The sequence below is a fragment of the Acinetobacter lwoffii genome, assembly GCF_024129685.1.
In the GTDB taxonomy this organism is placed as follows: domain Bacteria; phylum Pseudomonadota; class Gammaproteobacteria; order Pseudomonadales; family Moraxellaceae; genus Acinetobacter; species Acinetobacter lwoffii_X.
In genome coordinates, this window is sequence record NZ_JAMXXL010000022.1 from 36437 (window position 1) to 63035 (window position 26599).

Consider the following 26599-nt stretch of genomic DNA (forward strand, 5'->3'; position numbering starts at 1 on the left):
AGTATCCCTTGATTATTCTAATGCCAGTTCCTGAATCAATGCTTTAAACTCGTGACCAAGCTTGGGATGATCCACGCCATAATGTAAAACAGCTTTTAAATAGCCAAGCTTGTTACCACAATCAAAAGTTTGACCTTTCATACGATAAGCTTCAACCGCTTCAGTCTGCTGCAACATGGCGATGGCATCGGTGAGCTGGATTTCATTGCCCGCCCCGAGTGGTGTCTGTTCCAACAGCTGCATGATTTTTGCCGGCAGGATATAACGCCCCACCACAGACAGATTCGATGGTGCCGTCCCGACTGCCGGTTTCTCGACAATCCCTTGCATCACAATACTGTGACCTTCAGCTGGTGACTCTGCCACATCGACAATGCCATATTGATCCACCAGATGGTCAGGTACCGCTTCAACCATGATTTGTGCTGCTGCAGAGGCTTCATAGCGCTGAATCATTAAGCTCAAGTCATTCTGAGTCTGTGTATCTTTCACCAGAACATCAGGAAGTAGAACCGCAAAGTCATCTTCACCAATCACAGCTTTCGCACACAGTACCGCATGTCCCAAACCTAATGGCTGTGGTTGACGTACGCTAATGATACTGACACCTGCCGGTAAAATTTCAGTAATTTCTTTGAGTAAATCGGTTTTATTTTTTTGTGCAAGTGTGGTTTCCAGCTCAAAGTTACGATCAAAGTAGTTTTCAATCGAGGCCTTGGAAGAATGGGTCACCAGAATAATCTGCTCAATCCCGGCAGCAACTGCTTCACGCACCACATATTCAATCGCAGGGCGATCCACGACAGTCACCATCTCTTTGGGAATGGATTTGCTGGCAGGTAAGAAACGCGTACCTAAACCAGCCACAGGGAGAATTGCTTTCTTAATCATATCTATAAAAACCTAGTTCACTTTAATTTCGTTACCGCGTACATAACCGTCGACATAATGTTCCAGTTGTGCCAGTGCCCATTCAATATCAGCCTGAGTCGCGGTCAGTTCATGTATACGGTTAAATACTGCCAGAATTTCTGCCAATGGATAATGTTTTTCGACAGATCGTAGAATACGTGTATGCGCAGTAATTTCTGTATTTTCTTCGTCAATCAGCAGTTCTTCATAGAGTTTTTCGCCTGGACGTAGCCCAGTATATTGAATTTCAATATCACCATTCGGGTCTTTATTATCTCTGACTTTGAGTCCGCTAAGGGCAATCATTTGACGAGCTAGATCCTGAATCCGTACTGGCTCGCCCATATCCAGCAGGAACACGTCGCCTCCTGTACCCAAAGCACCCGCCTGAATTACCAGTTGTGAGGCTTCCGGAATAGTCATAAAGAACCGGGTCACTTCTGGATCAGTCACGGTAATCGGACCACCTTTGGCAATTTGCTGTTTAAACAGCGGCACCACCGAACCCGAAGAACCGAGCACATTACCAAAACGCACAATACTGATCTGGGTCTGGTTCTGGGCTTCAGCCATGGCCTGACAATACAGCTCGGCCATCCGTTTGGTCGCCCCCATCACGTTGGTTGGACGTACCGCCTTATCAGTTGAAATTAATACAAAGGTTTCGACGCCTTTCTTCACCGCTGCATTCACACTAAAGGCGGTTCCAACGGCATTGTTTTTCAGACCTGCCAGCGGATTACACTCGACCAGCGGGACATGTTTATAGGCGGCAGCATGATAAACAGTCTGTACGCCATATTGTTCAATCACCCGTTCTAACTTACGTTCGTCGAGAACTGAACCTAAAATCGGAATAATTTCACAGCTTGCAGTGAGGCGTAACTCTTTTTCAATACTATAGAGCGCAAATTCAGTCAGTTCATAAATGATAATTTTGGCCGGCTGGTTTTTAATGATCTGGCGGCACAGCTCTGAACCAATCGAACCGCCCGCACCAGTGACCATCACCATTTTATCTTTAATGTTTCTGGCCAGCAGCTCCGGCACTGGCGGCACCGGGTCACGCCCCAGCAAGTCGATAATATCCACTTCCTGAATATCAGAAATTCGAATTTCACCATCCACTAGTTTGGTCAGCCCTGGAATCTCGGTAATTTTTAAATGTGCCGATTCTAAAAACTTGATGATTTCACTTTTACGCACCCGGCCTACAGAAGGCAAGGCAATCAGGATTTCATCAATTTTTTTCTTAGCCATCACATTTAAAGCGGTCTGGGCATCATAGACTTTGAGTCGGCCCAGCTGCTGTCCGCTTAACGAGCGTTTATCGTCAATAAACATGACCGGCAAATGCTCATTGGAACGATACAGTGCAGCAGCGACCTGTTGGCCTGCATTACCCGCGCCATAAATCGCAATACGTTTTTTCTGTACGTCAGCCTGCAAGTAGGAACGGATAATAAAACGGATGATGCCCCGGCTAAACCAGATCCAGGCAAACATCATAAAGCCGAACATCAGCGGAATAGAAGTCGGAATAAAGGCCGGGGTAAAATAAGCCAGGGCATACAGGCCAGCGACCGTCAATGCCGTCGCCAGCCCCATCTTGATCATAAACACTTCATTATACGTACGGACAATAAAGCGGTAGACCCCACACACAAATAGGGATACGACTGCAATTACACTGACCCAGACCGTACCAAAAGCCAGATTCGGTACCACTTCTGCGCCTAAATCGAATCGGCGAATGGCATAACATAGCCAGATCAAGACAGGAAAAGCACAAAAATCCAGAATAATTAAAAATGCAAGTTTGGCGGCTCGTGGTGATTCTACGAAAGGCGTAATGATCGATTTCACTGGATGCGTTGTCTCAATTTTAATAAATTTTTAATAAGTCACAATGCGATGAGCAACTTAAAAACATATTCTATATCAGTTAAATGCACCGAACACGGTGCACTTATATTCTAAAAGTTTAAGCAACTATTCTATGAATGACCTGTTGAATTGCGGTGACTGTTTTGTTAATACTTTCATCACTTAAAGTAGGATGAACTAAAAACATCAGACTGGTTTCACCCAGTTTTTGAGCATTCTTTAAACGCTCTTTTGGGCGCCATGGCGTGTCATCAAAAGCGTGCTCCAGGTAGACTTCTGAACAAGACCCACTAAAACATGGTACACCTTCGGCATTAATTTCAGTCATGATTCGGTCACGTGACCAGCCTTCTGGTAAAGCATCAGTATTAACTTGTACATAGCATTTATAAGCAGCATGTACATAATCATCTGATGGACGATGAACTGTAAAATATGGACTATCTGCAAATGCAGCATAAATTTTTTCCATATTTGCATTACGCTGTGCTGTCCATTCGGACATCTTTTTCAATTGAATCCGTCCAATCACCGCTTGCATTTCCATCATGCGCCAGTTGGTGCCAAATGAGTCATGTAACCAACGAAAACCTGGCGGATGTTGTTTGTGATAAATGCTGTCGTAGTTTTTACCATGGTCTTTGTAGGACCACATTTTTTTCCATAGCTGTTCATCATTGGTGGTGACCATACCGCCTTCACCGCCTGTAGTCATAATTTTGTCCTGACAGAACGACCAGGCACCAATATGTCCAATTGAACCTGCAGATTTGCCTTTGTACATCGCACCATGCGCTTGGGCACAGTCTTCAATCACATAAAGGCCTTTATCGGAAGCCAATTGCATGATCGGATCCATATCACACATCCAGCCTGCCAAATGCACACAAATTATAGCTTTGGTATTTGGCGTCAATACTGCTTCAATGGTACGGGCAGAAATGTTTTGTGAATCGAGTTCTACATCTGCAAAAATGGGGTTGGCACCTGCTGTAACAATGGAGCTTGCCGACGCTAAAAAGGTGCGTGAAGTGACAATCACGTCATCACCCGCGCCAATGTTCAAGGCTTTGAGTGCAACATCTAAAGCGACAGTACCGTTAGCAAGTGCCACGGCATATTGGGTTTGCGCAAATTGGGCAAATTCTTTTTCAAATTCGCGGCATTCTTGCCCTGTCCAGTAGTTGACTTTGTTGGACAGTAAAACTTGAGATACGGCATCTGCCTCTTGTTGAGTAAAGCTTGGCCATGGTTCAAATGCAGTATTTAGCATGTACTACTAATCCTAATGAGTTTTATTTCTATCCAACGATAAGAAACTTCTAATTTCTTGCCAAGAATTTAAGCAATGGTCTGCTTGATATTCCGCAGCAATTGAAAAATTCTGTTTATGAATATTCTGACCTTGATCTTTCAAGCAGATGGTGGTCCAGCCTAATAATTTTGCTGTTACAAAATCTTTTTTCAGGTTATCGCCTATATAAATATATTCTTCACACTGTAATTCGTTCATCACTTTCTCATAGTTGGCAATAGATGGCTTTTCTGAGCCAATTTCCTCAGAAATTACTATACTATTCAAAAGATTTGTTAATCCTAACGCTTGTAATTTATTACGTTGAGTTTTTGAACGCCCGTCAGTAATAACTGCATATTTATATTCCGTGGCAAAATAGGTTAATGTTTCTGCAACATCTTGGAATAGGGTAATATCCGGTTTATGAAAGCGATACCAATCTAAAAGCTCTTTTTTATCCAGTTGATATTTTTTGGAAATATTTTCAAAAACGTTTTCACCAGCATGATATTCTGCCAACATTTTCGCATACAACTGTTGTGGCTGAGTACTAATTTTTGCCGCAATGAAGCGGTATGCTGATTGCAAATAACTTATTTCAGCATAAAGTGTATCATCTAAATCTAAAACTAAAGCTTTAATCTTGGTAGTCATTTACCAAAACCTCAGCATCATAACGCAGCATAAGTAAATTATCACACCATGCTGAAAATTCTTCAATATCCTGATTTAACAAATATTCTTGAATAACCCACTGACTATAATTAGCACCTGCTAAATAACTTAAAGGATAACCACCACCAAAACGTGGGTTTATTTCAATCCCTAAAATTTTATCTTCAGTTTTATGCATAAATACCTGTATCGTTAAACAGCCACGCGCACCAGCTATATATTTTAACTTTTGATTAAATTCTCTGACAATAAAGTTCTTTTTTGTTACCCCTTTATTTACTTCACCTGCACGCACAAAAATACGCTTACGCGGTACTACACATTTTAAGTCTGAGGATTTATCGTAGTAACAGTCAACGGTAAATTCATCATAGTCGTCTGGTTTAATGTATTCCATAAACATAAGTTTTGGATCCACACGATGTTCCGGTTTAATATCTTCTGCACAATATGCTGTAAAAATACCTTTACTTAAGCTTCCATCATAAGGCTTTACAAAAACAGGAAACTTTAAACTCTCTAAGGTATATTGCTGCGGAATACGAATTCCTTTTTCTTCAAAAAAATGATTAATTTGACGTTTGTCGCGACATTGCTGTACCAACTCAGGATCACTTACCAATAAATGGATTCCTTGTTGCTTAAAATAAGCAATATTTTCACTTAAAACTAATAACTCTGTATCAATCGTTGGTACGATTAATTTAACTTGATTACTCAAGCAAAGGTGTAATAAATAATCAATATATTCAGGGCTTGTAACGCGCGGTACTGTAAAACTTTGGTCAGAAACATGACATGCAGGAGCTAGAATAGGATTTAAATCAGTAGTAAAAACCTGACCATTTTCAAAAAATTTTTTCAGTTCTGTTTGGAAAGAGCGTACTAGTGAAACTCTCTGACCAGCTGAGGTAATTAAAATATTCATTTATTTCTTCTCATTACCATTAAATTTTGGCATTGTTGCATCATTTTCCGCGTTAATATCATCTTTGGCGAGCACTTTTTTAACCGTTTTCAGCATAATTTTAAAATCTAACCAAACCGATTGATTTTCTACATACCACGTATCGAGTTTAAATTTTTCTTCCCAACTAATGGCATTACGTCCATTGACCTGTGCATGCCCTGTCATACCTGGGCGGACTAAATGGCGTTTGGCTTGTTCTTGGTTATATAGCGGTAAATATTCCATGAGTAGTGGGCGTGGTCCGACGATGCTCATATCGCCCTTAATGACGTTCCAGAGCTCTGGCATTTCATCTAAACTACTAGAACGCAGCATTTTGCCAAACGGAGTTAATCGCTCACTGTCTGGTAAGAGGTTGCCTTGTGCATCTACCGCGTCTTTCATACTGCGAAATTTAATCATTTCAAAAGGTTTGCCATGTAAACCCGGGCGTACCTGGCGGAACAAGACAGGCGAGCCCAGATTTTTTTTCACTTTGTAAGCAACAAATGCATAAAGTGGTGAAAGCAGGATCAGGGCGATGGAAGCGATGATAATATCGAGGAAGCGTTTTAGCATAACTATCTCAACACTTAAAGAATAAAAGTGCTATGAAATTTGAGGATCGTAAATTATTTAAATTGTGCATAATACTCTAACGCCTTTTCAAGGACTTCTTTATGATTATATTTGCTAGCAACTTCATCATAACATTGTTGCTTCATTAACAATAAAGAGTCTCGAGACTGCGAAATTTTTTTCATTTTATTAAATAATGTCAAGGTGTCTTTAGGATCGACAAAAAAGCCATTTTTTCCCTCTTGAACAATTTCTGAGTACCCGGTGATAGAGGTTACAAGTACAGGTACTTTCATTAAATTGGCCTCAAGTACTGATAAACCAAATCCTTCGCGATAGGAAGGTGATACGAATAAATCCATTATAGTTAAAAACTTTTTAACATCTTTTTGAAAGCCTACTTCAATAATATTTGGATTTGTCTTGATAATATTTTGTGTTTCTTGACTAAGTGGATCTAACTCATGCTCATACATGCCAACTAGTAGTAGTTTGACATTTTTCTGTTCAAGCATATTAAAAGCATGAACTAACTCATTAATACCCTTATCAGCTACTAACCTACCTACAAAACCAAAGACAAAATCCTGTTTAGAAATACCATATGATTCTCGAATAGTAGAATCATCATAATTTTCTGTTAAAAATTCCTCTACTGGCATACCATTAGCACTGCCATGATGAATAACAGAAACTTTCTTTCTAGTTAATTTATCCTGTACTTTTTGTTTGACACCTTGGCTTACTGCTATAATATGAGTTGCACAGAAGCAATTTAGTTTTTCTAAGGCCATCAATAATTTTCTTTTTTTGCCTGTTGTACCCTCATATCTTAATCCGTGCACGTAGTAAATACGTACTGGGACTCTAGTAATATATCCTGTAAAAAGCCCAAGCAACGAACCTTTAGGCGTATTACAGTGGATAATATCAGGCCTTTGCCTAATGAATAGCAATAAAAATTTTAATAAGCTGATAATATCATTTTTAATAGCAATATCTCGTTTCATTTGAATAGCACTATATTTTACGTTTTCTGAGCATGCTATTTGTTCAAGCTCCTTATCAGGCGAACTAATTAAAGTAACATCAAAGTCTTGGCTAAGCCTTCCTATTTGTCTTTTAAAAAAATTTAAAGACATAGGTACAGTTGTAATCAAAAAAAATTTATTTTTCTTCATGGCAATAGCTTCATTTATATCTTTCTACATCTACATTAACTTTTTTACTAAAAACTATTTGATTTCGTTTATTAATTAGCCTTTGTTCCTGATTAAATAAATTTGCTAAATAGTATATTTTTCCCTTAATTTTATTTAACCTAAAAAAATTCCTCCAAAAGCTACTGTAGTTGTATTTTTGAAGTATATATTTCTTTGAAATATTAGCCAAAAAGTATTTTTTGTAATAATATTGGCCAAATTCTCTATAAAAGAGTAGAGGCTCGTACATTATCATAAAATTACTATGATGCTTAGCTCTATACCATAATTCAGCATCTTCTATTCGAATAGCTTTTTCATCATAAGGATTATCCAGAAACCAACTTTTTTTTCCCATAATTGAAGGGTGGATAAAGCCATCTACTTTTTCTAATCCTTCCACTCGCTTGTACCGACGCCCGAATACTAAATTATTCTCATCAATTACATAAGCATTCGTGCCAAGTACATCAATATCAGAATATTCTCGTAAAACCTCCAATTGCTTTTCCAATCTAAGAGGATGCATAATATCATCAGCATCCATTCTCGCAATAAACTTTCCTTTTGACTCTTTTATTAACTGGTTAAGACGATAAGGTAGTTGTCTATTCTTCCCATCACAAATTACTCTAATTCTTATATCTTTATGCGCAAATTCCTGAGCAATCTTAAGGGAATTATCTATTGAGCCATCATCAACAAGAATTAATTCCCAGTTTTTATAAGACTGATTCATAACAGACTGAATAGCAAATTTCAAGTACTTTTCAGCATTATAAAATGGAATGCCTATACTTATTACAGGGCTACGGTTGACTTCATTAAGCATAAAAATTAAAACCTATATAAATTAAAATCAACATTAAAACATAATGAATTCTAATACTCCCTTTAATGAATGCTGAATAAAACAAAGGAGCAATCAAAAATGGAATTACAAACCAAGAAAACAGGCCCCAACGATCTGAGAATGCTAACTGGAATGCCATAAATAAAAAAATACTAGTAATAATATAGTAAGAAATTAAAATATTATACTGAATTATCAAGTCTGGATTAGACAACTTATTTCTTACATATAAAGAAATACACAAAAACAATGTATTGAAAAATACAAAATTCGGCTTAAAACCTACCTCGTAAACTTCTGCACCATCACCAGACAGATAATCTCCACGCCGCTCCCCATCTAATATCTCCAAGATAATAGGTGATATATTAAGAAAACCAAAATTAAAATATGACAACAATATAGAAGTTAAATAAAATAAAAGTAATAAGGGTATCATTCTATACTTTTTAGTGATCAAAGAAAATATAAAGATCGCAATAGGAATAATTGAAGTTAAATGAAAAGATAAAGCTAATAATAATAGTAAGTATATTTTGGAAATATTCCCTTTTTTTAACCATATAGAGTAAGCTAATAGTAATACAGCCAAAGATACACCTTGCCTAATAACATTAACACTCATACTCAAAAAAAAGAAAAATGACATATATGAAAAAAAAGTAATAAATAGATTTGACTTAAAAAAATCTGTATAATTTTTAGAAGCTTTAAAAACAAAAGTAAAAAATAAAAAAGATATAAAAAATAAAAAAAATGAAAAGCTTAAATTAAAAAATCTAAAAATAAGGGCTATCAAATCAAATAAAAATTCACCAAAAAATTTAATTTCAATATTATTATTCCAAAGAATATTATGGTAATTTCTGGTATCTGTACCTACATCATATCCCCTAAAACCCACTAGAAAAATTAAGGAAACTAAAGGAAACACAACCAGATATTTTCCTAACTCATTCTGTAATAAAATATCTTTTTTAATTTCCGAAGATAAAGCACTAACTACAACTAAGCATGCTGTACAAAAATAAATCAAATTGTAAATATCATAAAAATCAGTATTATCTATTAACATAAAAAGATAGTTTCCAATACTTGGTGTCCTTTAAATTAGATAAATATTTTAAATTTATACTTAACTTAAAAATGAAATTAATACTTATTCCAAACTTCCTTATATTTCCCTAAAACATAATCACATGAGTGATACTCTTCTATAAACTTTCTTGCATTAATAGAATATTCTTTAAGTTTTTCTGGGTTCTTTATTAAATCCTCAATACACTCCAATAAATGAATTTTATTTGGTGTAATATTTACAAGAGGCTGATAATCTAAGTTATAATACCTCTTTACCTCAGATTCCATTCCACTTAAAACCACTTTAGAATAACTCATCCCTAATAAACCATTTACCCCACAATCATAACTATAACACTGGTCAATAAAGATATGACAATCATTGAATTTTTTAATATAAACTGAATAAGGTAATCCCCCAACTATTTCATACTCAATCATACTCGGATACTTATTTTTTAATATAATAAAGATCTCATCAATTATATCATTTCCTTTCCTATATTCTTTCCCAAACTGCCAACCATGAAAAACCTTCAATGGGTAAGAAATTTTCACTTCTTGATTACTTGATTGCATAATTATCGGTACAATTTCAGAACATTTAGCACTATGCTTATATGGTATATAATAATCAAATAAACCTGGTATAACAGCATTAACATTACTTAAAATATATTTATTTAGAAAGATATAAAATGGATTTATAACCCATATTAATTGTGATATATATTTTTTAAATGTTTTCAACTTAAGCCTATCAAACATGGTATATTTAAATTCACCACATAAAGAATACTTAACCCAATAATAATCATCTCCTAAAGCGCATAAAAAAACTTTTTTATTATTAGCTTTTATTTTTCTAAAAATAACAAAATTAACTATAAAGCCGAAATCTGATAAAAAAATCGGGTTTATTAGTTGAACAATATCGTAGCCCTTTAACTCATTTAAAGATTTCTTATACTTAAATATTTGAAAAACACCCTTCAATCCCATAAAAGTTAATAATCTATAATAAAAAACCAATAAAATATTAATCAGTTTATTACTTGATGTATAATATTTATAATTAATATAAATATCGGCATTAAGCTCTTTATAGCCATCACCATTATGAACACATAAAACATTATATCCTTCTTCACGCAGTGCCTTTGTTAAATTAGTATGCACTCCTGAATACTCACCCATTAATAATATTTTCAATTCTGATTCTCTGCTAACTGTTTAAATATAAAAAAACTCATCACTATCCAATACATTGCATAGTTTACTAAATATGCAACAGAAACCCCCTCAAAACTAAAGAGTTGAGCAAATATATATGTCAATAGAATCAAACTAAGCGAAAAAATAATTTCCGTAATTACAAATAATTTAGTCATCGCCTTACTTAGCATCAAATAAGCCAATATCCAGCTACCAATTTTAAGCGAATCGCCTATCATTTGCCATAAAAATAAATCACGCATTGGCATAAATTCATGACTAAATAACAGGGTAATAATCCAGTCACGTAAAATATAGACCACCAATCCACCAACTAAAGCTAAAGGGAAGATAAATTTATAGCCTAAATATACTTCTTTTTTTATTTCATCTAAATGTGTCAGTTCAGCTAATCGTGGCAAGTAATAAACACCAAGTGTAGTTGTAACTAACATCAAGTATGCTGCACTTAAGCGAACCATCGCTTCCCAATAACCTGCGTAATTTAAACCAAACTCTTTAGATAAATAAGAACGGATCACCATTTGTGATAAAGGCACACAAATTGCACTAACAAGCGCCATAAGCGCAAAAGCCGCAAAATTCTTAGCAATTTGTGGCTCAATTCGTCCAAATAAATATGAAATTTTGAACCAATTGGCTTTATAACATAAAAACAACGTTACAAAAAAAGCAATAGATTGATAAATTGATAACGCGATTAAAGCACCATACAAATGATATTGAACAGCTAAAAATCCTGTTACTAATAAAGAAAGTATGCTTCCTGCAATATTTGCAACAACTAGTTTTAAAATCTCCTTTTTGCCATTTAAAATAGCTAAAAAGAGTGCATTTAGATTAAATAAAACCAAAAAAGCGGCAAACCACGCAAAAACAGATTGATACGCTGTGGTCTGAAAAATATATAGCGACAATTGTTTTTGAAAAACAAGAATAATGAGCGAAAAAATAAAACTAAAAATCAGAACTAGACTACCTGCCGCCCTCCACACTGAAATTTGCTGATGCTCATTTTCATGATACTCAGCGGTGTATTTTATGACTGCTGTATTAATCGCACTTCCTGCAAAAGTAGTGACCATTTGTATAAAATTTTGAAACTGCCCAATTGCAGCATAGCCTGCAGGGCCTACATATACAGCTAAAATTTTATTTAAAATAAACATGGTGGCTGTTTTAATTAAAACAGCCACCCCGTTTAATGCGCTCGTCTTTAGCAGATTCATTACTTTTAAGCTTGAAATTGATTACATAAAGCGATAATTTTTTCTGCGTCCAGTGCAGACAATGTAGGCCCCATAGGTAAACTTAGTACTTCATCATGTATCTGTTCAGAAATTGGATAACTTAAATTATTCCATTCTTTGTATGCTTGCTGTTTGTGTGGAGGAATCGGATAATGAATTAATGTTTGTACACCATGTTCCAACAAATATTTTTGTAAAGCTCCACGATACTCTGTACGAATTACAAATAAATGCCAAACATGCTGCTCATAAGTTTCTGCATTAACTTCCTTCAATGGGAGTTGAATTAGAGGATTTTGGATTCCATCTAAATATAAATTCGCAATAAAACGTCTATGCTGAGTTTCTTGATCCAAGTATTTGAGCTTGACATCTAGCATTGCTGCCTGAATTTCATCTAATCGACTATTCACACCTGGAACTAAATTTTTATACTTTTCATGCGAGCCATAGTTACGCAATGCTTTTAACATGGTTGCTAATTCTGCATCATTCGTTGTAACTGCACCTGCATCACCCAATGCACCTAAATTTTTTCCAGGATAAAAACTAAAACCTGAAGCATCGCCCCAGTTTCCTGCTTTTTTACCTTGTATTTGTGCCCCGTGACTTTGTGCGGAGTCTTCTAAAACCAAGAAATTGTGCTGTTTGGCAATTTTCATAATTTCTGGCATTTCTGCCAATTGACCATATAAATGCACAGGCAGAATAACACGGGTTTTAGCAGTAATAGCCTGTTGAATTTTAGCAGGGTCAATATTATAAGTATCAATATCAGGCTCAACTAAAACTGGCGTCAAGTTATTTGCTGTAATGGCAAGAATACTGGCAATATACGTATTCGATGGAACAATAACTTCATCTCCATCTTTAAGTTTACCTAACTCTTTCCATGCTCGTAGTGTAAGAATCAATGCATCCAAGCCGTTTGCAACACCAATTGCAAACTGTGTACCACAATATTGAGCAAAGTTTTTTTCAAAACTCTCCAGCTCTTTACCACCAATATACCAACCTGAATCAATAACACGACTACATGCATCTATTAACTCATTACGATATTGCTGATTAATATTTTTTAAATCAAGGAAAGGGATCATTCTATATATCCTTTAATAAATGCTGGATTGCCAATGACTATTGCATTTTCTGGCACATCTTTAGTAACAACAGCACCAGCACCTACTAATGCATTTTTCCCAACTTTTATTCCAGGCAATATAGTCGCATTTGCACCGATACTTGCACCCTCTGCAATTACTGTCTTTGCAAAAGAGTCAGGATATTGTTTCGATCGTGGTTTTTTATCATTGGTAAATGCAACACATGGACCGATAAAAACATTATCTTCCAGCGTAATTCCATCCCAAATATAAACACCTGATTTAACCGTAACATTGTTGCCAATTTTTACATCATTCTCAATTAAAGTATGAGCGCAAATATTACAATTCATCCCAATTTGAGCATTTTTCAAAACAACACTATATTGCCAAATACGTGTATTAGAGCCGATTGAGCTAGATTGAACATCAGCTAAAGGGTGAATAAACGGCCTATATACTTCTTTTAAAAAATCTTGATAATCACGAATGTAATCATTTTCGTCATAATGCTCACTTGCCAACACAAGTAAAATACAATCTTCTGAAAAATCATGCATTTCATGCCATACCATAGGTGGTATTTTTAAACCTTGATTAGGCTTGCACAATACAACCTCTTGCTTTTCTTTCCCACTATCCATCAACATTTTACAACTGCCTTGAAGGCAAAAAGCAATTTGCTGTAATTGTCTATGTGCATGAAATCCACGTGGAACATCAGGCTGAGCACCAAAAATATAATAAAGCCTTTGAATATTAAATGGAGTATTCTTATTAGCTTCAGCAACAACAAGGCTGCCACGGTGATCGCCTAAATTAGGTAATTCCACCCACTCTATAAGGTTCATATTTATTCACTCACCAATGAAATCAAATACTGACCATAATCATTTTTACTCATGCTCTGACCAATGTCTAAAACTTGTTCTTTAGTCAACCACCCATTATTCAAGGCAATTTCTTCTAAACACGCAACTTTATAGCCCTGACGTTTTTCAATAGTCTCTACAAACTGCGCTGCCTCAAGTAAGCTCGCATGTGTACCTGTATCTAACCATGCAAAACCACGTCCGAGCAATTCCACATTTAGATCACCACGCTGTAAATACATCTGATTAACTGTGGTAATTTCCAGTTCCCCACGCTCAGATGGTTTGACTTGTTTCGCAATTTCAATCACATCATTGTCATAAAAATACAAACCTGTGACCGCAAAGTGAGATTTAGGTTGTTTTGGCTTTTCTTCTAAAGAAATTGCACGTTTCTGCTCATCAAACTCAACTACACCAAAACGCTCAGGGTCTTTCACTTGATAACCAAATACTGTTGCACCTTTTTGACGGGCGACTGCCTGACGTAACATTGGGGTAAAACCCTGACCATAAAAAATATTGTCACCCAATACTAGGCAAACATTACTGTTTCCAATAAAGCTTTCACCAATAATAAAGGCTTGTGCCAAGCCATCTGGACTAGGTTGGACTGCATATTCAAGCTGAATACCAAATTGAGCACCATCACCCAACAAACGCTTAAAACCATCAATATCTTCAGGAGTACTAATAATGAGTACGTCACGAATACCTGCAAGCATCAGCACTGAAAGTGGGTAATACACCATTGGCTTGTCATAAATAGGCAATAATTGCTTAGATACCCCTTTAGTAATCGGATATAAACGTGTACCTGAACCGCCCGCTAAAATAATACCTTTTGTTGTATTTGACATTATGAATTTACACCTAATCTTTCGCGTTGGTAACTGCCATCTTGCACTCGATGACACCAGTCTAAATTATTTAAATACCATTGCACCGTTTTACGGATTCCAGTTTCAAAAGTTTCCGTAGGTGTCCAGCCTAATTCATTTTGAATTTTTGTAGCATCAATCGCATAGCGTAAGTCATGACCAGGGCGGTCTTTTACAAATGTAATCAGTGATTCATAAGTTTGACCATTGGCTTGTGGCTTTAACTCATCCAAAATCTTACAAATAGTTTTGACCACTTCTATATTCTGTTTTTCGTTATGGCCACCAACATTATAGGTTTCACCTACTACGCCTTCGGTCACCACTTTATATAAAGCACGTGCATGATCTTCTACAAATAACCAATCCCGAATTTGCTGACCATTCCCATATACTGGTAAAGGTTTAGCATCCAGTGCATTTAGAATCACCAATGGAATTAATTTTTCTGGAAAATGGTAAGGCCCATAATTATTTGAGCAATTGGTTACTATAACAGGTAGACCATAGGTTCTGTGCCAAGCACGTACCAAATGATCCGAACTGGCTTTAGAGGCAGAATATGGAGAGCTTGGCGCGTATGAAGTTGTTTCTGTGAACAAATCTGTCGTACCCTCTAAATCACCATATACTTCATCTGTAGAAATATGATGAAAGCGAAAGTTCTGTTGTGCCTCAACATCAAGACTCATCCAGTACTTTCGAGCAGCTTCGAGTAAAGTATAAGTTCCCACAATATTGGTTTGAATAAATGCTGCTGGGCCATCAATTGAGCGGTCTACATGTGACTCTGCAGCCAAGTGCATAATTGCATTCGGTTGAAAAGCATCTATTGCAGCTGTAATTTGTTCTGTATCACAAATATCAATTTGTTTGAACTGATAGCTCGGATGCTGATCAATTTCTCTTAACGATTCTAAATTTCCTGCATAAGTCAATTTATCAATATTAAAAACTTGATTATTAGTGTTTTGAATAATATGACGGATGACTGCTGAACCAATAAAACCGGCGCCACCAGTGACAAGAATTTTCATTTATATGACCTTAAATTTCTTTTTAAGAATTTTACCAACAGGAGTATAAAATTTTGCAGCTATTGTAGACATAAATTAAAAAAAAGATATTAATACAGTATTAAATTTTAACCAATCATCCAAAAAATAAAAAAATAAATATAAAAATCAAACAACTAAATTAAAAATGTAAATTAAAAATGTTTTGAAGATATTCAATAATTAGATTTTGCACTACAATCCTTTCTTAATAACGATGTATTAAAATTAAGGGCTTGAATGTGAAGTATCAACGCACATCCATTTTATTCACTATTTCAATATTATTCTCTGGTTGTACGCTTACTTCCGGTTTGCAAACCTATGATTTGCCTCCTCAAGGTAATTACAGAACCGATCAAGGCGCAGAGCTTTCAGTCATACAAATTACGCAAGACAATATTCCTCGTATCGAACTAAATAACTCTCAGAATTCCAATACTATTTTTCACTTATTTAACAAGCATCAACAAGTCTATAAATTAAGTCCAGGTGATGTTCTCTCAATCCAACTTTGGGCCTATCCGGAAATTACCCCCCCTATTCAGGATATTTCAAATGTAAAAGCTGCAGGTTATCCCATAGACTCTAGTGGCAACATACAATTACCTTTAGTGGGACAGGTACGGGTAGCCGGGAAAACACTGGCTGAAACCAATCGTTTTTTACGCAGTCAATTTGCACGCTATTTGAAACATCCGGATGTAGTAGTTCGAGTATTGTCTTATGAAGGTCGTCGCTATTTTGTCAATGGACAAGTCATGCGTAGTGGCCAATATACGCTAAATGATCAGCCCATTAGCATCTATACAGCACTCGGACAGGCAGGTGGTATTAATACTGAAACAGGTGACAATACCAATATTCAATTGATCCGGGAGGGTCAAACTTTTGACCTCAATGTACTACAACTAGAGAAACAAGGCCTATCTTTACATAATTTACTGATTCAACCGAATGATACTATTTTTGTGAATACCAAACAGAATCAAAAACTTTATGTTATGGGTGAGTCAAGTAAAAGCCAAGCCCTGGCTTTACGTGAACAAGGTATGACCTTAAGTGATGTTTTGGGTGAAAGTGAAGGGATTAATCCTTATTCCGCAAGTGCGGCTAAAATCTATGTAATGCGCACCGATTTAGCCACCAAGCAGTCCACTGTGTATCACTTGAATTTAAGCAGTTTTGGTAATTTAGGCTTAGCCAATCAATTCCAAATGAAAAAAAATGACATCGTTTATATTGATGCGACTGGATTAACGCGCTGGCAACGTATTGTCAACCAGATTATTCCGTTCTCTAGTGCACTTTATAGCTTTGATCAACTGGGTAAATAAAATATGCAAATTCGGAATATTTTGGTGGTCTGTGTAGGAAATATTTGTCGTAGTCCAATGGGTGAGTTTTTTCTCAAGAAAAATCATCCTAACTTACACATTGAATCTGCTGGTCTTTCTGCCATGGTAGGCCATACTGCGGATGATAAGGCCATTGCAAGTATGGCAAGAAAATCAATTGACATGAGATCACATGTCGCAAAACAAATTGATGCCCACTTAATCAAAACTGCAGATTTAATTTTAGTAATGAGCTCAAATCAACAAAAACATATAGAAAAAACTTGGCCATTTGCTAAAGGTAAAGTATTTCGTTTAGGACATTGGCAAGGTCATAATGTTCCAGATCCTTATAAGCTTGATCAAGCATTTTTTGAAGAAACATGTAATAACATCGAATCTTATGTTTCGGATTGGCAATCACATATTTAATTTTATCTAGTAGTTTATCCATGAATCAAAATTCAAGTACTAATGACGATACCATTGACTTAAAAGAATTATTTTTTTCGTTAATTGCACAATGGAAAGTGATCGCGCTTTGTATCATACTGAGCTTAACCTTCGCATTACTTTATTTACGTGTTACTCCCTCAATTTATTCTGCTGATGCAATGGTTCTAGTAGAGGATAATAAAGGCGCTGGAGCTGCTGCCCTCTTGGGTGGGTTGAGTGATGCTATTCCAGGGGAAATGGGGGGGAAATCTCCCGCAGATGCTGAGATTGAAATATTAAACTCACGCATGATTTTGGGACAAACGATTCAAAATTTGCACCTTGATATCCAAATTAAAGATAATAGTAATACTTTATTTAATCGTCTGATTAAAAACGACAAAGCTGAAGTTCTTTATAAAAAGGATATGGTGGTTTTCCAAAAAGAAAATCAAGCCTTCTTAATCAAAACATTAAAAATTCCAAATTACTATCTAGATAAAAAATTAGAGTTAAAATTCACGGATAACAACCAGTTTACTTTCTCTTATAAAGATGAAGTGATATTTAAAGGTCAATTGAATTCGAGCAATCAAGCCATAGACTCTAAGGGACTTTGGGAAGTTGTAATATTTAATAAGTCTCCGTTTAAAGAAACATTTACTATTACTAAACTTGCACTACCTACAGCAATGCAATTCTTAAAAAATGACTATGGTGTAGCAGAGAGAGGGAAAAACTCCGGTGTTATTGGTCTAAATTATAATGGCAATGATAAGGAACATATTACTCAAGTTCTGAATAATATTTTATCCGTCTATCAAATACAAAATATTCAACGCAAGTCTTTAGAATCTAAACAAACTTTAAATTTTTTAAACAAACAGCTGCCGGAACTTAAACAGCAACTTGAGGAATCAGAAATCAAGTTCAACCGTTTCCGTGAGCAATACAATACTATTGATGTAACTCAAGAAGCCGAGTTAATGTTAAAGCAAAATGTTGAACTGGAAAAGATGAAAATCCAATTACAACAACAGCAAGCGGAACTTTCTTCAAAATATACCCCTGATCACCCTCTAATGTCAGCCATTAATGCTCAACTTGCTGAAATTAGTCAGAAAACATCAGAAATGACACAGTCTATTAAGCGTTTACCAGAAACACAACGATTATATTTACAGCTATATCGAGATGTAAAAGTAAATACTGAGCTTTATACCGCATTATTAAATAGTTATCAGCAATTGAAAATTGCAGAGGCTGGTGAAATTGGTAATGTCAGAGTTATTGACCAAGCTGTTGAACCCGTTAAGCCAATTAAACCCAAGTCATTAATTACAATAATTTTATCAATTTTTGCTGGTGGTTTTATTGGAGTATTAATTGCACTATTACGAAATATGATGCGTTCAGGCATTAAAGACGCAGCGCAAATTGAAAATGAGCTTGATCTGCCAGTCTATGCCACTGTACCGCGCTCTGTTATTCAAGAAAGTCGTATTAAACTATTAAAGAAGAAAAAGAATATTCCTATTCTTGCGGTTAAAGATAGCAGTGATATCGCGATTGAAAGTCTCCGTAGCATGCGAACAGCAATTCATTTTGCCTTAATGAATGCGACCAATAATGTGATTGCAATTTCTGGCCCTGCACCTGAAATTGGAAAATCATTCATTACCACTAACCTTGCTACTATTTTAGCGCAAGGGGGAAAACGGGTTCTGGTCATTGATGGTGATCTACGTCGTGGCTATTTACATAAGTACTTTAATGCCGAAGTGCAACCAGGTTTAGCAGAATTATTGAATCACCAAAATAGCTATGAAGAGGTGGTGCAAAATTCAACTGTAGATAACCTGTTTTTTGTGACACGTGGTAAGAGTCCGGTTAACCCGTCTGAACTATTAAGTACAGATCAATTCAAAACTTTCCTAGATCAGGCCTCTGCTCATTTTGATCATATCCTGATTGACACGCCACCCGTCCTTGCAGTGACCGATGGTATTATTATTGCGCAATATGCGGGTGTAAATTTATTGATTGCCCGTCATGGTAAAACACAAATCAAAGAGCTGGAAATCACTGTGAACCGTTTTGAACAGGCCAATGTCAAAGTTAATGGCGTGATTCTGAATGATGTACAAAAAGGTGCGGCTGGTAGCTATGGTTATAATTATGCTTATGCTTATACCGCAAATAAAGACAATGACTAATTCATTGTAAGCTTTGATTTCACATCCTGCCTTGAGCAGGGTGTGAAATCACCCTCTATTACATTTATCTCAAATGATCATTGTTGAAAAAATCAACTAAAAACCCTATCGTGGTTACAGTTTAAAACTCTTGAGAATATACAAAAATGTTACCCAAAACACTGCTCGCCAGCTTGGCATTAAGCTCCTCACTAACCTTTGCTCAAGGCATCGTTTTAAATGACCAAAACCTGCGCACCGATTTAAACTGGTTAAATCAGCAAGGTGTGATTCAAGTTAGCACTTCGACCTGGCCAATGAGTGGTGATGAAATCCAACGCGCCCTTTCTCAGGCCCAAGTCAGCAATAATAATCAGCAAAGAGTCATTGATTCAGTCATGGCTCATTTGAATACCAACAACCAGTTACTTAAAGCATCACTATTTGCAGAGACAGATCAAAAAAATATTCCTCAAGCCTTTGGCGATCAGCAAAAAGCGCAATACCAGGCGAGTGTAGAGTTGAATACAGGCAATCAAAATTGGGATGCCAGACTGCGCGTGAATGCAGAAAAAGACCCCCAGATTGATAATGATCAAGATGTGAATGTGGAAGAGTCTTACCTCGCAGTTAAATTGTGGAATCAATGGCTGATTGCTGGACAAATTCCGACCTACTGGGGACCCGGTCATGATGGCAGCTTAATTCGGGGTGATGCCAGTCGTCCTGTGTATGGTGTGACCATGCAGCGTGCCGAACAGGATGCTTTTACAAACAAATGGCTCTCCTGGATTGGACCTTGGCAATATCAAGCCTTTGCCGGACAACTGGATGACTACGATGCTGTACCTGATGCTAAATTAATTGGCTTACGTGTCACCGCACAACCTTTACCCTATTTGGAGCTGGGTGCATCACGTGCTATTCAATGGGGGGGTGAAGGACGACCTGAAAGTCTGAGCTCACTTTGGGATGCTTTTGTAGGTAATAAAGACAATGGTGGCACAGGTGAACCTGACCCATCCAATCAAATCGCCGGTTTTGATGCACGCTTAAATCTACAGCCACTGCTGCAAGTCCCAATGGGGATGTATGCACAATATATTGGTGAAGATGAGGCCGGTGGCTTACCAGCCAAAAAAATGTATTTGGCTGGGGTCGATTATTCTTCTAGCTATAATAATATGCCTTTCCAGCTATATACCGAATGGGCAGACACCCGCACCAATGGCAAGGCCCAAGGTATTTCTTATAATCACACCAATTATATTGGTGGTTTTTATCAACATGGTTACCCATTAGCACATGCAATGGGTAGTGATGGTCAAATGGTTTCTGTGGGTGGTGATATTCGTTTCGATCGCCTGAACCGTGTTAATGCTCGAGTGCTGTTTGCCAAGTTGAATGAATCCAACCGAACTACTAATTTAGCTTTTCCAATCCAAGATGAATTAAAAGCTGTTGATGTGAGCTGGACCCATTATTTACGCCCCAATATTCCCCTGAAATTAAATGGCTGGATCAGTGATTCAGACCTACTTGGTAATGATGGTGGTGCATCGATTGGAATTGAATTTCCTTTAGAAAAAAGCTTGTTTTCCTACTAAGCTCTTTGCAAAATATAATTTCGGTTGAGGCAGTCATTGATCCTAGACATTCTCCAACAATGATTAAGTTCTGAAAAATAAAAAACCAGCGATTGCTGGTTTTTTTATTTCTTTAAACTTCAACACAACTGCGATGTCCGCTTGCTAAAAAACCACCCATTCTGCAAGATTTCTCAAAATTTTCTGCTAAGATGGAATGAACCTCAACGATAACATTAGATTGGAATAATACATGAGTAAGGCCTTACCGATTGCTGTCGCTGTTCTTTTAGGCGGTGCCGCGCTAGTACCTGTTTACTATGCAACTCAAAACCCAGCTGCTCAAACCACAAAAGCATCTAAAGATGCCTCTGCTGTTTCTAAAATTAGCTATGCACTCGGTTATGAAGTCGCTCATCAAACTCCACCTGAGCTGGATATTAACAGCTTTGTGACAGGCGTTCGCGAAGGTCATGCCCGTACCGCTCCTGCTTATACTGAAGAAGAATTACAAGCAGCTTATGAGCAGTTCCAAAAAGAAATGCAGCAGAAGCAAGTGGATAGTGCCAAACAGGCTCAGGCATCAAGTGATACTTTCCTGACCGAAAATGCCAAAAAAGCTGGAATAAAAACTACAGTATCTGGTTTGCAATATTTAGTGACCAAAGAAGGTACGGGCAAGCAGCCTGCAGCAACTTCAATTGTGAAAGTACATTACACAGGGAAATTAGTTGATGGTACCGTGTTTGACAGTTCGGTTGAACGTGGCGAGCCGATTGAGTTCCCACTCAATCAGGTCATTCCAGGCTGGACCGAAGGTCTGCAACTGATGAAAGAAGGCGGTAAAGCAACCCTGTATATTCCATCTAAACTGGGTTATGGCGAACAGGGCGTGCCAGGTACGATTCCTCCACACAGTACTTTGATTTTTGATGTGGAACTCATTGAAGTAAAATAATCCACGAAAAGGAGAGCAACGCGCTCTCCTTTATTTTGAGAATTAATCATGAAAATACAAACAAGTTTGATGGTTTTACTGCTGAGTTCTGGCAGTCTGTTTGCCAAAGAAGTCACCAATAAAAGCCCTGAGGCTGAACAGGTCGGCTACAGCTTTGGTTATCTGATGGGAAAAAGTAATGCTGACTCCTTACAAGGCATTGATCTGGATGCCTTCAGCGCCGGTTTAAAAGCGGCAGCTGCTGGTAAACAGGCGACTTTAAGTGAAGAAGACATGGCGCGGGTCTTGACCCAGTTTAAGCGTCAGGCTGAAGCCAAAGAGCTGATTACCCTGAAAAAGCAGGCGGATGAAAATGCCAAAATTGGTCAGGCTTTTCTGGCTGAAAATGCAAAAAAATCGGGGATAAAAACCACCAAATCAGGCCTGCAATATCAGATTCTTCAGGAAGGCAAAGGCAAATCGCCGAGCGCAAATAGTAATGTCCGCGTACATTATGAAGGCCGTTTGATCGATGGTACGGTTTTTGATAGCTCGATTGCCCGTAATCAGCCCGTGGTATTTCGTACCACCCAGGTCATTACCGGCTGGACCGAAGGTTTACAGCTGATGAAAGAAGGTGCCAAATATCGTTTCTTCATTCCGGCCGAATTGGCCTATGGACAGATTGGTTCAGGGGATGTAATTGAACCGAACAGTACTTTAATTTTTGATGTGGAATTACTGGAAATTATTAAATAATAAGTCCTATATTTCCAGATCTAAAATCAGAGAGGTTCTATATTGACCTCTCTTTTTTTATGGGCTTAAGTATCAATGAATCACAGGTTTTCATGTCACATTCCGATCAGTTTTGCTATGTTATGTTTTAATCAAGCGATTCAACAACAATAGAGGACGTCAGCATGGCAGCAATCAAGACCCGCGAAATCCATTATACTGCGCAGGATGGCAGCCCATTAATTGGTTATTTTGCCGCTCCAGAAACAGATAAGCCTGTTGCCGGTGTATTGGTCGCACCCGAATGGTGGGGCCGGAATGAATATACCGAACAGCGTGCCCGTGAACTTGCAGAGCATGGCTATGCGGCCTTGGCCATGGACATGTATGGTGACAAAAAAGTAACCACCCATTCTGATCAGGCCTACCAGTGGATGATGCAGACGTTTGAAGATCCGGATACCATCGTGAATCGCGCTAAAGCAGCTCTGAATACCTTGGCAGCACAGGACGAAGTTAATGCTAAGAAGCTTGCAGCGATTGGTTTTTGCTACGGCGGCAAAGTGGTACTGGATCTGGTCCGTGCCAATGCCCCTTTAAAAGCGGTGGCAACTTTCCATGCCAACCTGTCTCCGAAAGCCCCGGCTCAGGAAGGTCAGGTACAGGCAGAAATTCTGGTGCTGCATGGTGAACTCGACAGCATGGTGACCCTGGATGATGTCGCCAGCTTCCGTGAGGAAATGTATGCTGCCAAAGTCGAGCATGAGGTGATTGTTTTTGAAGATGCCAAACATGGCTTTAGCAACCCGCTCGCCGATGAACGGGCCAAATCCAATGGCGTGGATCTTGGCTACAATGCAGAAGCTGAACAAAAAAGCCTGGCGGCGATGTATGCCTTGCTGGACCGCCACTTGGCATAAATAGAAACCACTATTCAACTTGTTCACAGGCTGAATTTTTAGGTATTTCATGAAGAAAAGAAAGATAAATCCTACCCAAGGAGAATGTGTATGACGGCTGAAACCAACTGCCCCTACTGTAATTTTGACGAATATGAGGTCATTGCCAAAAATGATTATGGTGTGGTGTTGCCTGAACCGAATTCATTATCCAAAGGTCACTGTGTGATCATTCCACTACGACATGTGGCCTCGTTTTTCGAAGTGACCGACAAAGAACGTAAGAGTTTGATGTCTTTACTGGAACAGGCACGCAATGAACTGCAATTACGCTACCAGCCTGCCGGTTTTCATGTCGGCTTTATTGATGGTGAAGTTTTTCAGGAAAAGGTAGAACATCTGCATATTCATATTATTCCGCGTTATGCAGGCAAAACCTTAAAGCTGGATGAGCGCTGGGGAATTAACGATTAACCGGATTCTTTATCAAAAATAAATGCTCTACGGAGCGTTTATTTTTTGAAATCACTCTCCTGTCCAAATAAATGAGCAGCTATTTTTATCCTACTTTTCACATTCCCACCCTGCTGATTCCGCTATACTAGCTGCTACTTATTCGGTTGCTAGGTGTTCATGTTTGTATTTTCAGATGCCCTGTTGGAATGGTTTGATGTGCATGGTCGTCATGACTTGCCCTGGCAGGTGACAGATGATCCCTATAAAGTCTGGGTCTCTGAAATCATGTTGCAGCAAACCCAGGTCAAAACTGTACTGCAATATTTCGAACGATTTATCCAGCGTTTTCCGACTGTTCAGGACTTAGGTCAAGCCTCATGGGATGAGGTTGCACCTTACTGGGCAGGTCTCGGCTATTATGCCCGTGCCCGGAACCTGCACAAAGCGGCCGGCATCGTAACCGCACAGCAGCAATTCCCTCAAAGCCTGGAAGAATGGATGGCCTTACCCGGCATTGGCCGTTCCACTGCAGGTGCCCTGATGTCACTCGGTTTACGTCAATATGGCGTAATCATGGATGGTAATGTTAAACGGGTATTGTCACGTTTCTTTGCTATTGAGGATGATCTGTCCAAACCGGTGCATGAACGTGCCCTCTGGCAACTGGCGGAACAGCTCTGTCCTATCGAACGCAATCATGACTATACCCAGGCGATTATGGATTTGGGCGCGACCGTTTGTACGCCGAAAAAGCCTTTATGTCTGTATTGTCCGATGCAGCAGCATTGCAAGGCTCATCAGCAAGGACTGGAAAATGAATTGCCTTTTAAAAAGGCCAAAAAACCAGTGCCGGTGCGCTCTGCTCAGGTCTTGCTGATCCAGTCCGGTGCAGAATGGCTCTGGCAGCAACGTCCTAATAGCGGCCTGTGGGGTGGTCTCTGGTGTCTGCCGATTATTGAAAATGCATATGAATTTGAACAGCAATGCCAGCAGCTGGGCCTGAAAAATATCGTCAAAAAAACCCAGATTAGCCACAGTTTTACCCATTTTACCTGGCACCTTGAAGCGATTGTTTTTGCAGTAGATCAGGATCAGCAGGAACATCTGGCGATTGAACTGCAAGGCTGCTGGATGAGTCCGCAAACAGCAACCGATGCCGGTATTCCGACTGCCATGAAAAAATTGATCACTAGCGTCAATCTGTGACATAGTCTGAATAAAGCAAAATATCGATCAGCTCAACATGAGCATTGCCAATATTTAAGGATGAATAAAGTGCGCCAATACCTTGCTTTGACGTGGATTGCTTTCATTGCTGTGCTGCTGGCTGCCTGTAGCAGTACACCGAAAAAATCCCCCGCTGTACAGCTCAATCCTATCCTCGTGCAAAAACTGAAAAGTATGCGAGTGCCGTCCTCTCTACCAATCCCGGTGGCACGTGTACAGGCACGTGAATTGACAGATACCTGGGGTGCTTCGCGTAGTCGCGGACGCCTGCATGAAGGTATTGATATTATGGCTCCACGTGGAACCAAAGTTTTTAGCGCAACTGAGGGCCTGATTGCAGATTTACGTAATAACAATTTGGGTGGTAAAGTAGTCTGGATTCTGGGTCCAGGCGGCTCCTGGCATTATTATGCGCATCTGGATGGCCATAAACGTGGCTTAAAAGTGGGTGACTATGTCAAAAAAGGCCAGCTGATCGGTTATGTCGGCAACAGCGGCAATGCCCAGCATACTGCACCACATCTACATTATGGAATCTATTTACAGGGCAAGGGCCGCGGTGTGGTCAATCCCTATCCCTATTTACGTTAATTTTAGGATATTTACATGTCAGAAGCGTTGATCAATCGTCTGGTGGAATTTGCTGAATCAGGCAATCAACAAAAAATTGTATTGAATGGTCAAACTTACCAGGGCTGGGTGATGGAAATTACCGAGGATGCGCTTCTGATCAGTACTGGTTATGCCGACAAGGCCGGTAAAGATATGTGGATTCTATTTAGCGATCTGGATCAGGCTGAATTGTCGTACTGGGACAATCAGCAGGATCAATGGACTGTGTTTAAATTAGGGTCTGTTGACACTTATTGTTCATAATTAACCCTATAAAGGTAGCCATAAAAATATACAGGCTAAAGCAACAGAACTTTGATAATTTCTTTTGAGCTTGTCATATCGA

Annotated in this window: 26 protein-coding genes and 1 pseudogene; 11 read left to right on the plus strand and 16 right to left on the minus strand. The window is 38.2% G+C overall.

Annotated features, from left to right (window positions below; all coding sequences use genetic code 11):
- Nucleotides 1–12: 12 nt before the first annotated feature.
- From galU to rfbB, 15 genes are all read right to left on the minus strand, one after another.
- A complete protein-coding gene (gene galU, locus NI464_RS11100) occupies nucleotides 13–891 on the minus strand; it encodes a UTP--glucose-1-phosphate uridylyltransferase GalU (RefSeq protein WP_253138425.1) in 879 nt (292 codons plus the stop codon).
- A gap of 12 nt (nucleotides 892–903) precedes the next feature.
- Nucleotides 904–2778: a polysaccharide biosynthesis protein gene (locus NI464_RS11105; RefSeq protein ID WP_253138427.1), complete on the minus strand. Its 1875-nt coding sequence runs from the start codon at nucleotides 2776–2778 to the stop codon at nucleotides 904–906.
- Between the two features lie 118 nt (nucleotides 2779–2896).
- Nucleotides 2897–4072, minus strand: coding sequence for a DegT/DnrJ/EryC1/StrS family aminotransferase (locus tag NI464_RS11110; protein WP_253138429.1), 1176 nt, complete (start codon nucleotides 4070–4072; stop codon nucleotides 2897–2899).
- Nucleotides 4073–4084: 12 nt separating this feature from the next.
- Nucleotides 4085–4750, minus strand: coding sequence for an HAD family hydrolase (locus NI464_RS11115; protein ID WP_253138431.1), 666 nt, complete (start codon nucleotides 4748–4750; stop codon nucleotides 4085–4087).
- Nucleotides 4734–5699: an ATP-grasp domain-containing protein gene (locus NI464_RS11120; protein WP_253138432.1), complete on the minus strand. Its 966-nt coding sequence runs from the start codon at nucleotides 5697–5699 to the stop codon at nucleotides 4734–4736. Before NI464_RS11120 ends, NI464_RS11115 begins: the two co-directional genes overlap by 17 nt.
- Complete coding sequence (locus NI464_RS11125) at nucleotides 5700–6299, minus strand: sugar transferase (protein ID WP_253138434.1); 600 nt, start codon at nucleotides 6297–6299, stop codon at nucleotides 5700–5702.
- 53 nt (nucleotides 6300–6352) lie between these two features.
- Nucleotides 6353–7480: a glycosyltransferase family 4 protein gene (locus NI464_RS11130; protein WP_253138436.1), complete on the minus strand. Its 1128-nt coding sequence runs from the start codon at nucleotides 7478–7480 to the stop codon at nucleotides 6353–6355.
- 10 nt (nucleotides 7481–7490) lie between these two features.
- Nucleotides 7491–8333: a glycosyltransferase family 2 protein gene (locus tag NI464_RS11135; protein ID WP_253138438.1), complete on the minus strand. Its 843-nt coding sequence runs from the start codon at nucleotides 8331–8333 to the stop codon at nucleotides 7491–7493.
- Nucleotides 8326–9429, minus strand: a complete 1104-nt coding sequence (locus tag NI464_RS11140; RefSeq protein ID WP_253138440.1) for an EpsG family protein — start codon at nucleotides 9427–9429, stop codon at nucleotides 8326–8328. The genes NI464_RS11135 and NI464_RS11140 overlap by 8 nt, the downstream gene beginning before the upstream one ends.
- 77 nt (nucleotides 9430–9506) lie before the next feature.
- The gene (locus NI464_RS11145; protein ID WP_253138442.1) at nucleotides 9507–10646 is read right to left on the minus strand and encodes a glycosyltransferase; all 1140 of its coding nucleotides are present in this window, start codon (nucleotides 10644–10646) and stop codon (nucleotides 9507–9509) included.
- Entirely contained in the window at nucleotides 10643–11899 is a 1257-nt protein-coding gene (locus tag NI464_RS11150; RefSeq protein WP_253138444.1) for an O-antigen translocase, read from the minus strand. Before NI464_RS11150 ends, NI464_RS11145 begins: the two co-directional genes overlap by 4 nt.
- A gap of 5 nt (nucleotides 11900–11904) precedes the next feature.
- Complete coding sequence (locus NI464_RS11155) at nucleotides 11905–13020, minus strand: DegT/DnrJ/EryC1/StrS family aminotransferase (protein ID WP_253138446.1); 1116 nt, start codon at nucleotides 13018–13020, stop codon at nucleotides 11905–11907.
- Nucleotides 13017–13874: a WxcM-like domain-containing protein gene (locus NI464_RS11160; protein ID WP_253138449.1), complete on the minus strand. Its 858-nt coding sequence runs from the start codon at nucleotides 13872–13874 to the stop codon at nucleotides 13017–13019. The genes NI464_RS11155 and NI464_RS11160 overlap by 4 nt, the downstream gene beginning before the upstream one ends.
- A 2-nt stretch (nucleotides 13875–13876) precedes the next feature.
- Nucleotides 13877–14755 carry a glucose-1-phosphate thymidylyltransferase RfbA gene (rfbA, locus tag NI464_RS11165; RefSeq protein ID WP_253138451.1) on the minus strand — a complete coding sequence of 293 codons (879 nt, stop codon included), beginning with the start codon at nucleotides 14753–14755 and terminating at the stop codon, nucleotides 13877–13879.
- On the minus strand, nucleotides 14755–15813 hold the full coding sequence (rfbB, locus tag NI464_RS11170; protein ID WP_253138453.1) for a dTDP-glucose 4,6-dehydratase: 1059 nt from the start codon (nucleotides 15811–15813) through the stop codon (nucleotides 14755–14757). Before rfbB ends, rfbA begins: the two co-directional genes overlap by 1 nt.
- Nucleotides 15814–16073: 260 nt before the next feature.
- Here rfbB and NI464_RS11175 point away from each other — a divergent pair, with 260 nt between their 5' ends.
- The 11 genes from NI464_RS11175 to NI464_RS11225 all read left to right on the plus strand — a co-directional run bounded on the left by NI464_RS11175 (nucleotide 16074) and on the right by NI464_RS11225 (nucleotide 26517).
- Complete coding sequence (locus NI464_RS11175) at nucleotides 16074–17168, plus strand: polysaccharide biosynthesis/export family protein (RefSeq protein ID WP_253138456.1); 1095 nt, start codon at nucleotides 16074–16076, stop codon at nucleotides 17166–17168.
- A gap of 3 nt (nucleotides 17169–17171) precedes the next feature.
- Entirely contained in the window at nucleotides 17172–17600 is a 429-nt protein-coding gene (locus NI464_RS11180) for a low molecular weight protein-tyrosine-phosphatase (protein ID WP_174894051.1), read from the plus strand.
- Between the two features lie 20 nt (nucleotides 17601–17620).
- Nucleotides 17621–19819 (plus strand): polysaccharide biosynthesis tyrosine autokinase, encoded by a 2199-nt coding sequence (locus NI464_RS11185; RefSeq protein ID WP_253138457.1) that lies wholly within the window; start codon nucleotides 17621–17623, stop codon nucleotides 19817–19819.
- A 146-nt stretch (nucleotides 19820–19965) separates the two neighbouring features.
- Nucleotides 19966–21405, plus strand: coding sequence for a capsule assembly Wzi family protein (locus NI464_RS11190; RefSeq protein WP_004280880.1), 1440 nt, complete (start codon nucleotides 19966–19968; stop codon nucleotides 21403–21405).
- Between the two features lie 232 nt (nucleotides 21406–21637).
- Complete coding sequence (locus tag NI464_RS11195; RefSeq protein ID WP_253138458.1) at nucleotides 21638–22342, plus strand: BamJ family beta-barrel-assembly machinery protein; 705 nt, start codon at nucleotides 21638–21640, stop codon at nucleotides 22340–22342.
- Nucleotides 22343–22390: 48 nt separating this feature from the next.
- On the plus strand, nucleotides 22391–23080 hold the full coding sequence (locus NI464_RS11200) for a BamJ family beta-barrel-assembly machinery protein (RefSeq protein ID WP_253138459.1): 690 nt from the start codon (nucleotides 22391–22393) through the stop codon (nucleotides 23078–23080).
- Nucleotides 23081–23244: 164 nt separating this feature from the next.
- Nucleotides 23245–23979 (plus strand): dienelactone hydrolase family protein, encoded by a 735-nt coding sequence (locus NI464_RS11205; protein ID WP_253138461.1) that lies wholly within the window; start codon nucleotides 23245–23247, stop codon nucleotides 23977–23979.
- Nucleotides 23980–24069: 90 nt separating this feature from the next.
- Nucleotides 24070–24432 carry an HIT family protein gene (locus NI464_RS11210; protein ID WP_004280873.1) on the plus strand — a complete coding sequence of 121 codons (363 nt, stop codon included), beginning with the start codon at nucleotides 24070–24072 and terminating at the stop codon, nucleotides 24430–24432.
- Nucleotides 24433–24591: 159 nt separating this feature from the next.
- Nucleotides 24592–25620 (plus strand): A/G-specific adenine glycosylase, encoded by a 1029-nt coding sequence (gene mutY, locus NI464_RS11215; RefSeq protein ID WP_276534878.1) that lies wholly within the window; start codon nucleotides 24592–24594, stop codon nucleotides 25618–25620.
- A gap of 60 nt (nucleotides 25621–25680) precedes the next feature.
- A complete protein-coding gene (locus NI464_RS11220) occupies nucleotides 25681–26232 on the plus strand; it encodes a M23 family metallopeptidase (protein ID WP_276534879.1) in 552 nt (183 codons plus the stop codon).
- Nucleotides 26233–26247: 15 nt separating this feature from the next.
- Complete coding sequence (locus NI464_RS11225) at nucleotides 26248–26517, plus strand: hypothetical protein (RefSeq protein WP_253138467.1); 270 nt, start codon at nucleotides 26248–26250, stop codon at nucleotides 26515–26517.
- On the opposite strand, the pseudogene NI464_RS11230 reads toward NI464_RS11225, so the two are convergent.
- A pseudogene (locus tag NI464_RS11230) lies at nucleotides 26505–26599 on the minus strand (IS5/IS1182 family transposase); the annotation flags it as partial. The gene NI464_RS11225 and the pseudogene NI464_RS11230 overlap by 13 nt on opposite strands.

Bases quoted from the DNA above. Each gene is read 5' to 3' on its own strand.
- galU (WP_253138425.1), bottom strand. From the start codon at position 891: ATGATTAAGAAAGCAATTCTCCCTGTGGCTGGTTTAGGTACGCGTTTC.
- NI464_RS11110 (WP_253138429.1), bottom strand. From the start codon at position 4,072: ATGCTAAATACTGCATTTGAACCATGGCCAAGCTTTACTCAACAAGAG.
- NI464_RS11115 (WP_253138431.1), bottom strand. From the start codon at position 4,750: ATGACTACCAAGATTAAAGCTTTAGTTTTAGATTTAGATGATACACTT.
- NI464_RS11120 (WP_253138432.1), bottom strand. From the start codon at position 5,699: ATGAATATTTTAATTACCTCAGCTGGTCAGAGAGTTTCACTAGTACGC.
- NI464_RS11125 (WP_253138434.1), bottom strand. From the start codon at position 6,299: ATGCTAAAACGCTTCCTCGATATTATCATCGCTTCCATCGCCCTGATC.
- NI464_RS11130 (WP_253138436.1), bottom strand. From the start codon at position 7,480: ATGAAGAAAAATAAATTTTTTTTGATTACAACTGTACCTATGTCTTTA.
- NI464_RS11135 (WP_253138438.1), bottom strand. From the start codon at position 8,333: ATGCTTAATGAAGTCAACCGTAGCCCTGTAATAAGTATAGGCATTCCA.
- NI464_RS11140 (WP_253138440.1), bottom strand. From the start codon at position 9,429: ATGTTAATAGATAATACTGATTTTTATGATATTTACAATTTGATTTAT.
- NI464_RS11150 (WP_253138444.1), bottom strand. From the start codon at position 11,899: ATGAATCTGCTAAAGACGAGCGCATTAAACGGGGTGGCTGTTTTAATT.
- NI464_RS11155 (WP_253138446.1), bottom strand. From the start codon at position 13,020: ATGATCCCTTTCCTTGATTTAAAAAATATTAATCAGCAATATCGTAAT.
- NI464_RS11160 (WP_253138449.1), bottom strand. From the start codon at position 13,874: ATGAACCTTATAGAGTGGGTGGAATTACCTAATTTAGGCGATCACCGT.
- rfbA (WP_253138451.1), bottom strand. From the start codon at position 14,755: ATGTCAAATACAACAAAAGGTATTATTTTAGCGGGCGGTTCAGGTACA.
- rfbB (WP_253138453.1), bottom strand. From the start codon at position 15,813: ATGAAAATTCTTGTCACTGGTGGCGCCGGTTTTATTGGTTCAGCAGTC.
- NI464_RS11180 (WP_174894051.1), top strand. From the start codon at position 17,172: ATGCAAATTCGGAATATTTTGGTGGTCTGTGTAGGAAATATTTGTCGT.
- NI464_RS11185 (WP_253138457.1), top strand. From the start codon at position 17,621: ATGAATCAAAATTCAAGTACTAATGACGATACCATTGACTTAAAAGAA.
- NI464_RS11190 (WP_004280880.1), top strand. From the start codon at position 19,966: ATGTTACCCAAAACACTGCTCGCCAGCTTGGCATTAAGCTCCTCACTA.
- NI464_RS11195 (WP_253138458.1), top strand. From the start codon at position 21,638: ATGAGTAAGGCCTTACCGATTGCTGTCGCTGTTCTTTTAGGCGGTGCC.
- NI464_RS11200 (WP_253138459.1), top strand. From the start codon at position 22,391: ATGAAAATACAAACAAGTTTGATGGTTTTACTGCTGAGTTCTGGCAGT.
- NI464_RS11205 (WP_253138461.1), top strand. From the start codon at position 23,245: ATGGCAGCAATCAAGACCCGCGAAATCCATTATACTGCGCAGGATGGC.
- NI464_RS11210 (WP_004280873.1), top strand. From the start codon at position 24,070: ATGACGGCTGAAACCAACTGCCCCTACTGTAATTTTGACGAATATGAG.
- mutY (WP_276534878.1), top strand. From the start codon at position 24,592: ATGTTTGTATTTTCAGATGCCCTGTTGGAATGGTTTGATGTGCATGGT.
- NI464_RS11220 (WP_276534879.1), top strand. From the start codon at position 25,681: ATGAATAAAGTGCGCCAATACCTTGCTTTGACGTGGATTGCTTTCATT.
- NI464_RS11225 (WP_253138467.1), top strand. From the start codon at position 26,248: ATGTCAGAAGCGTTGATCAATCGTCTGGTGGAATTTGCTGAATCAGGC.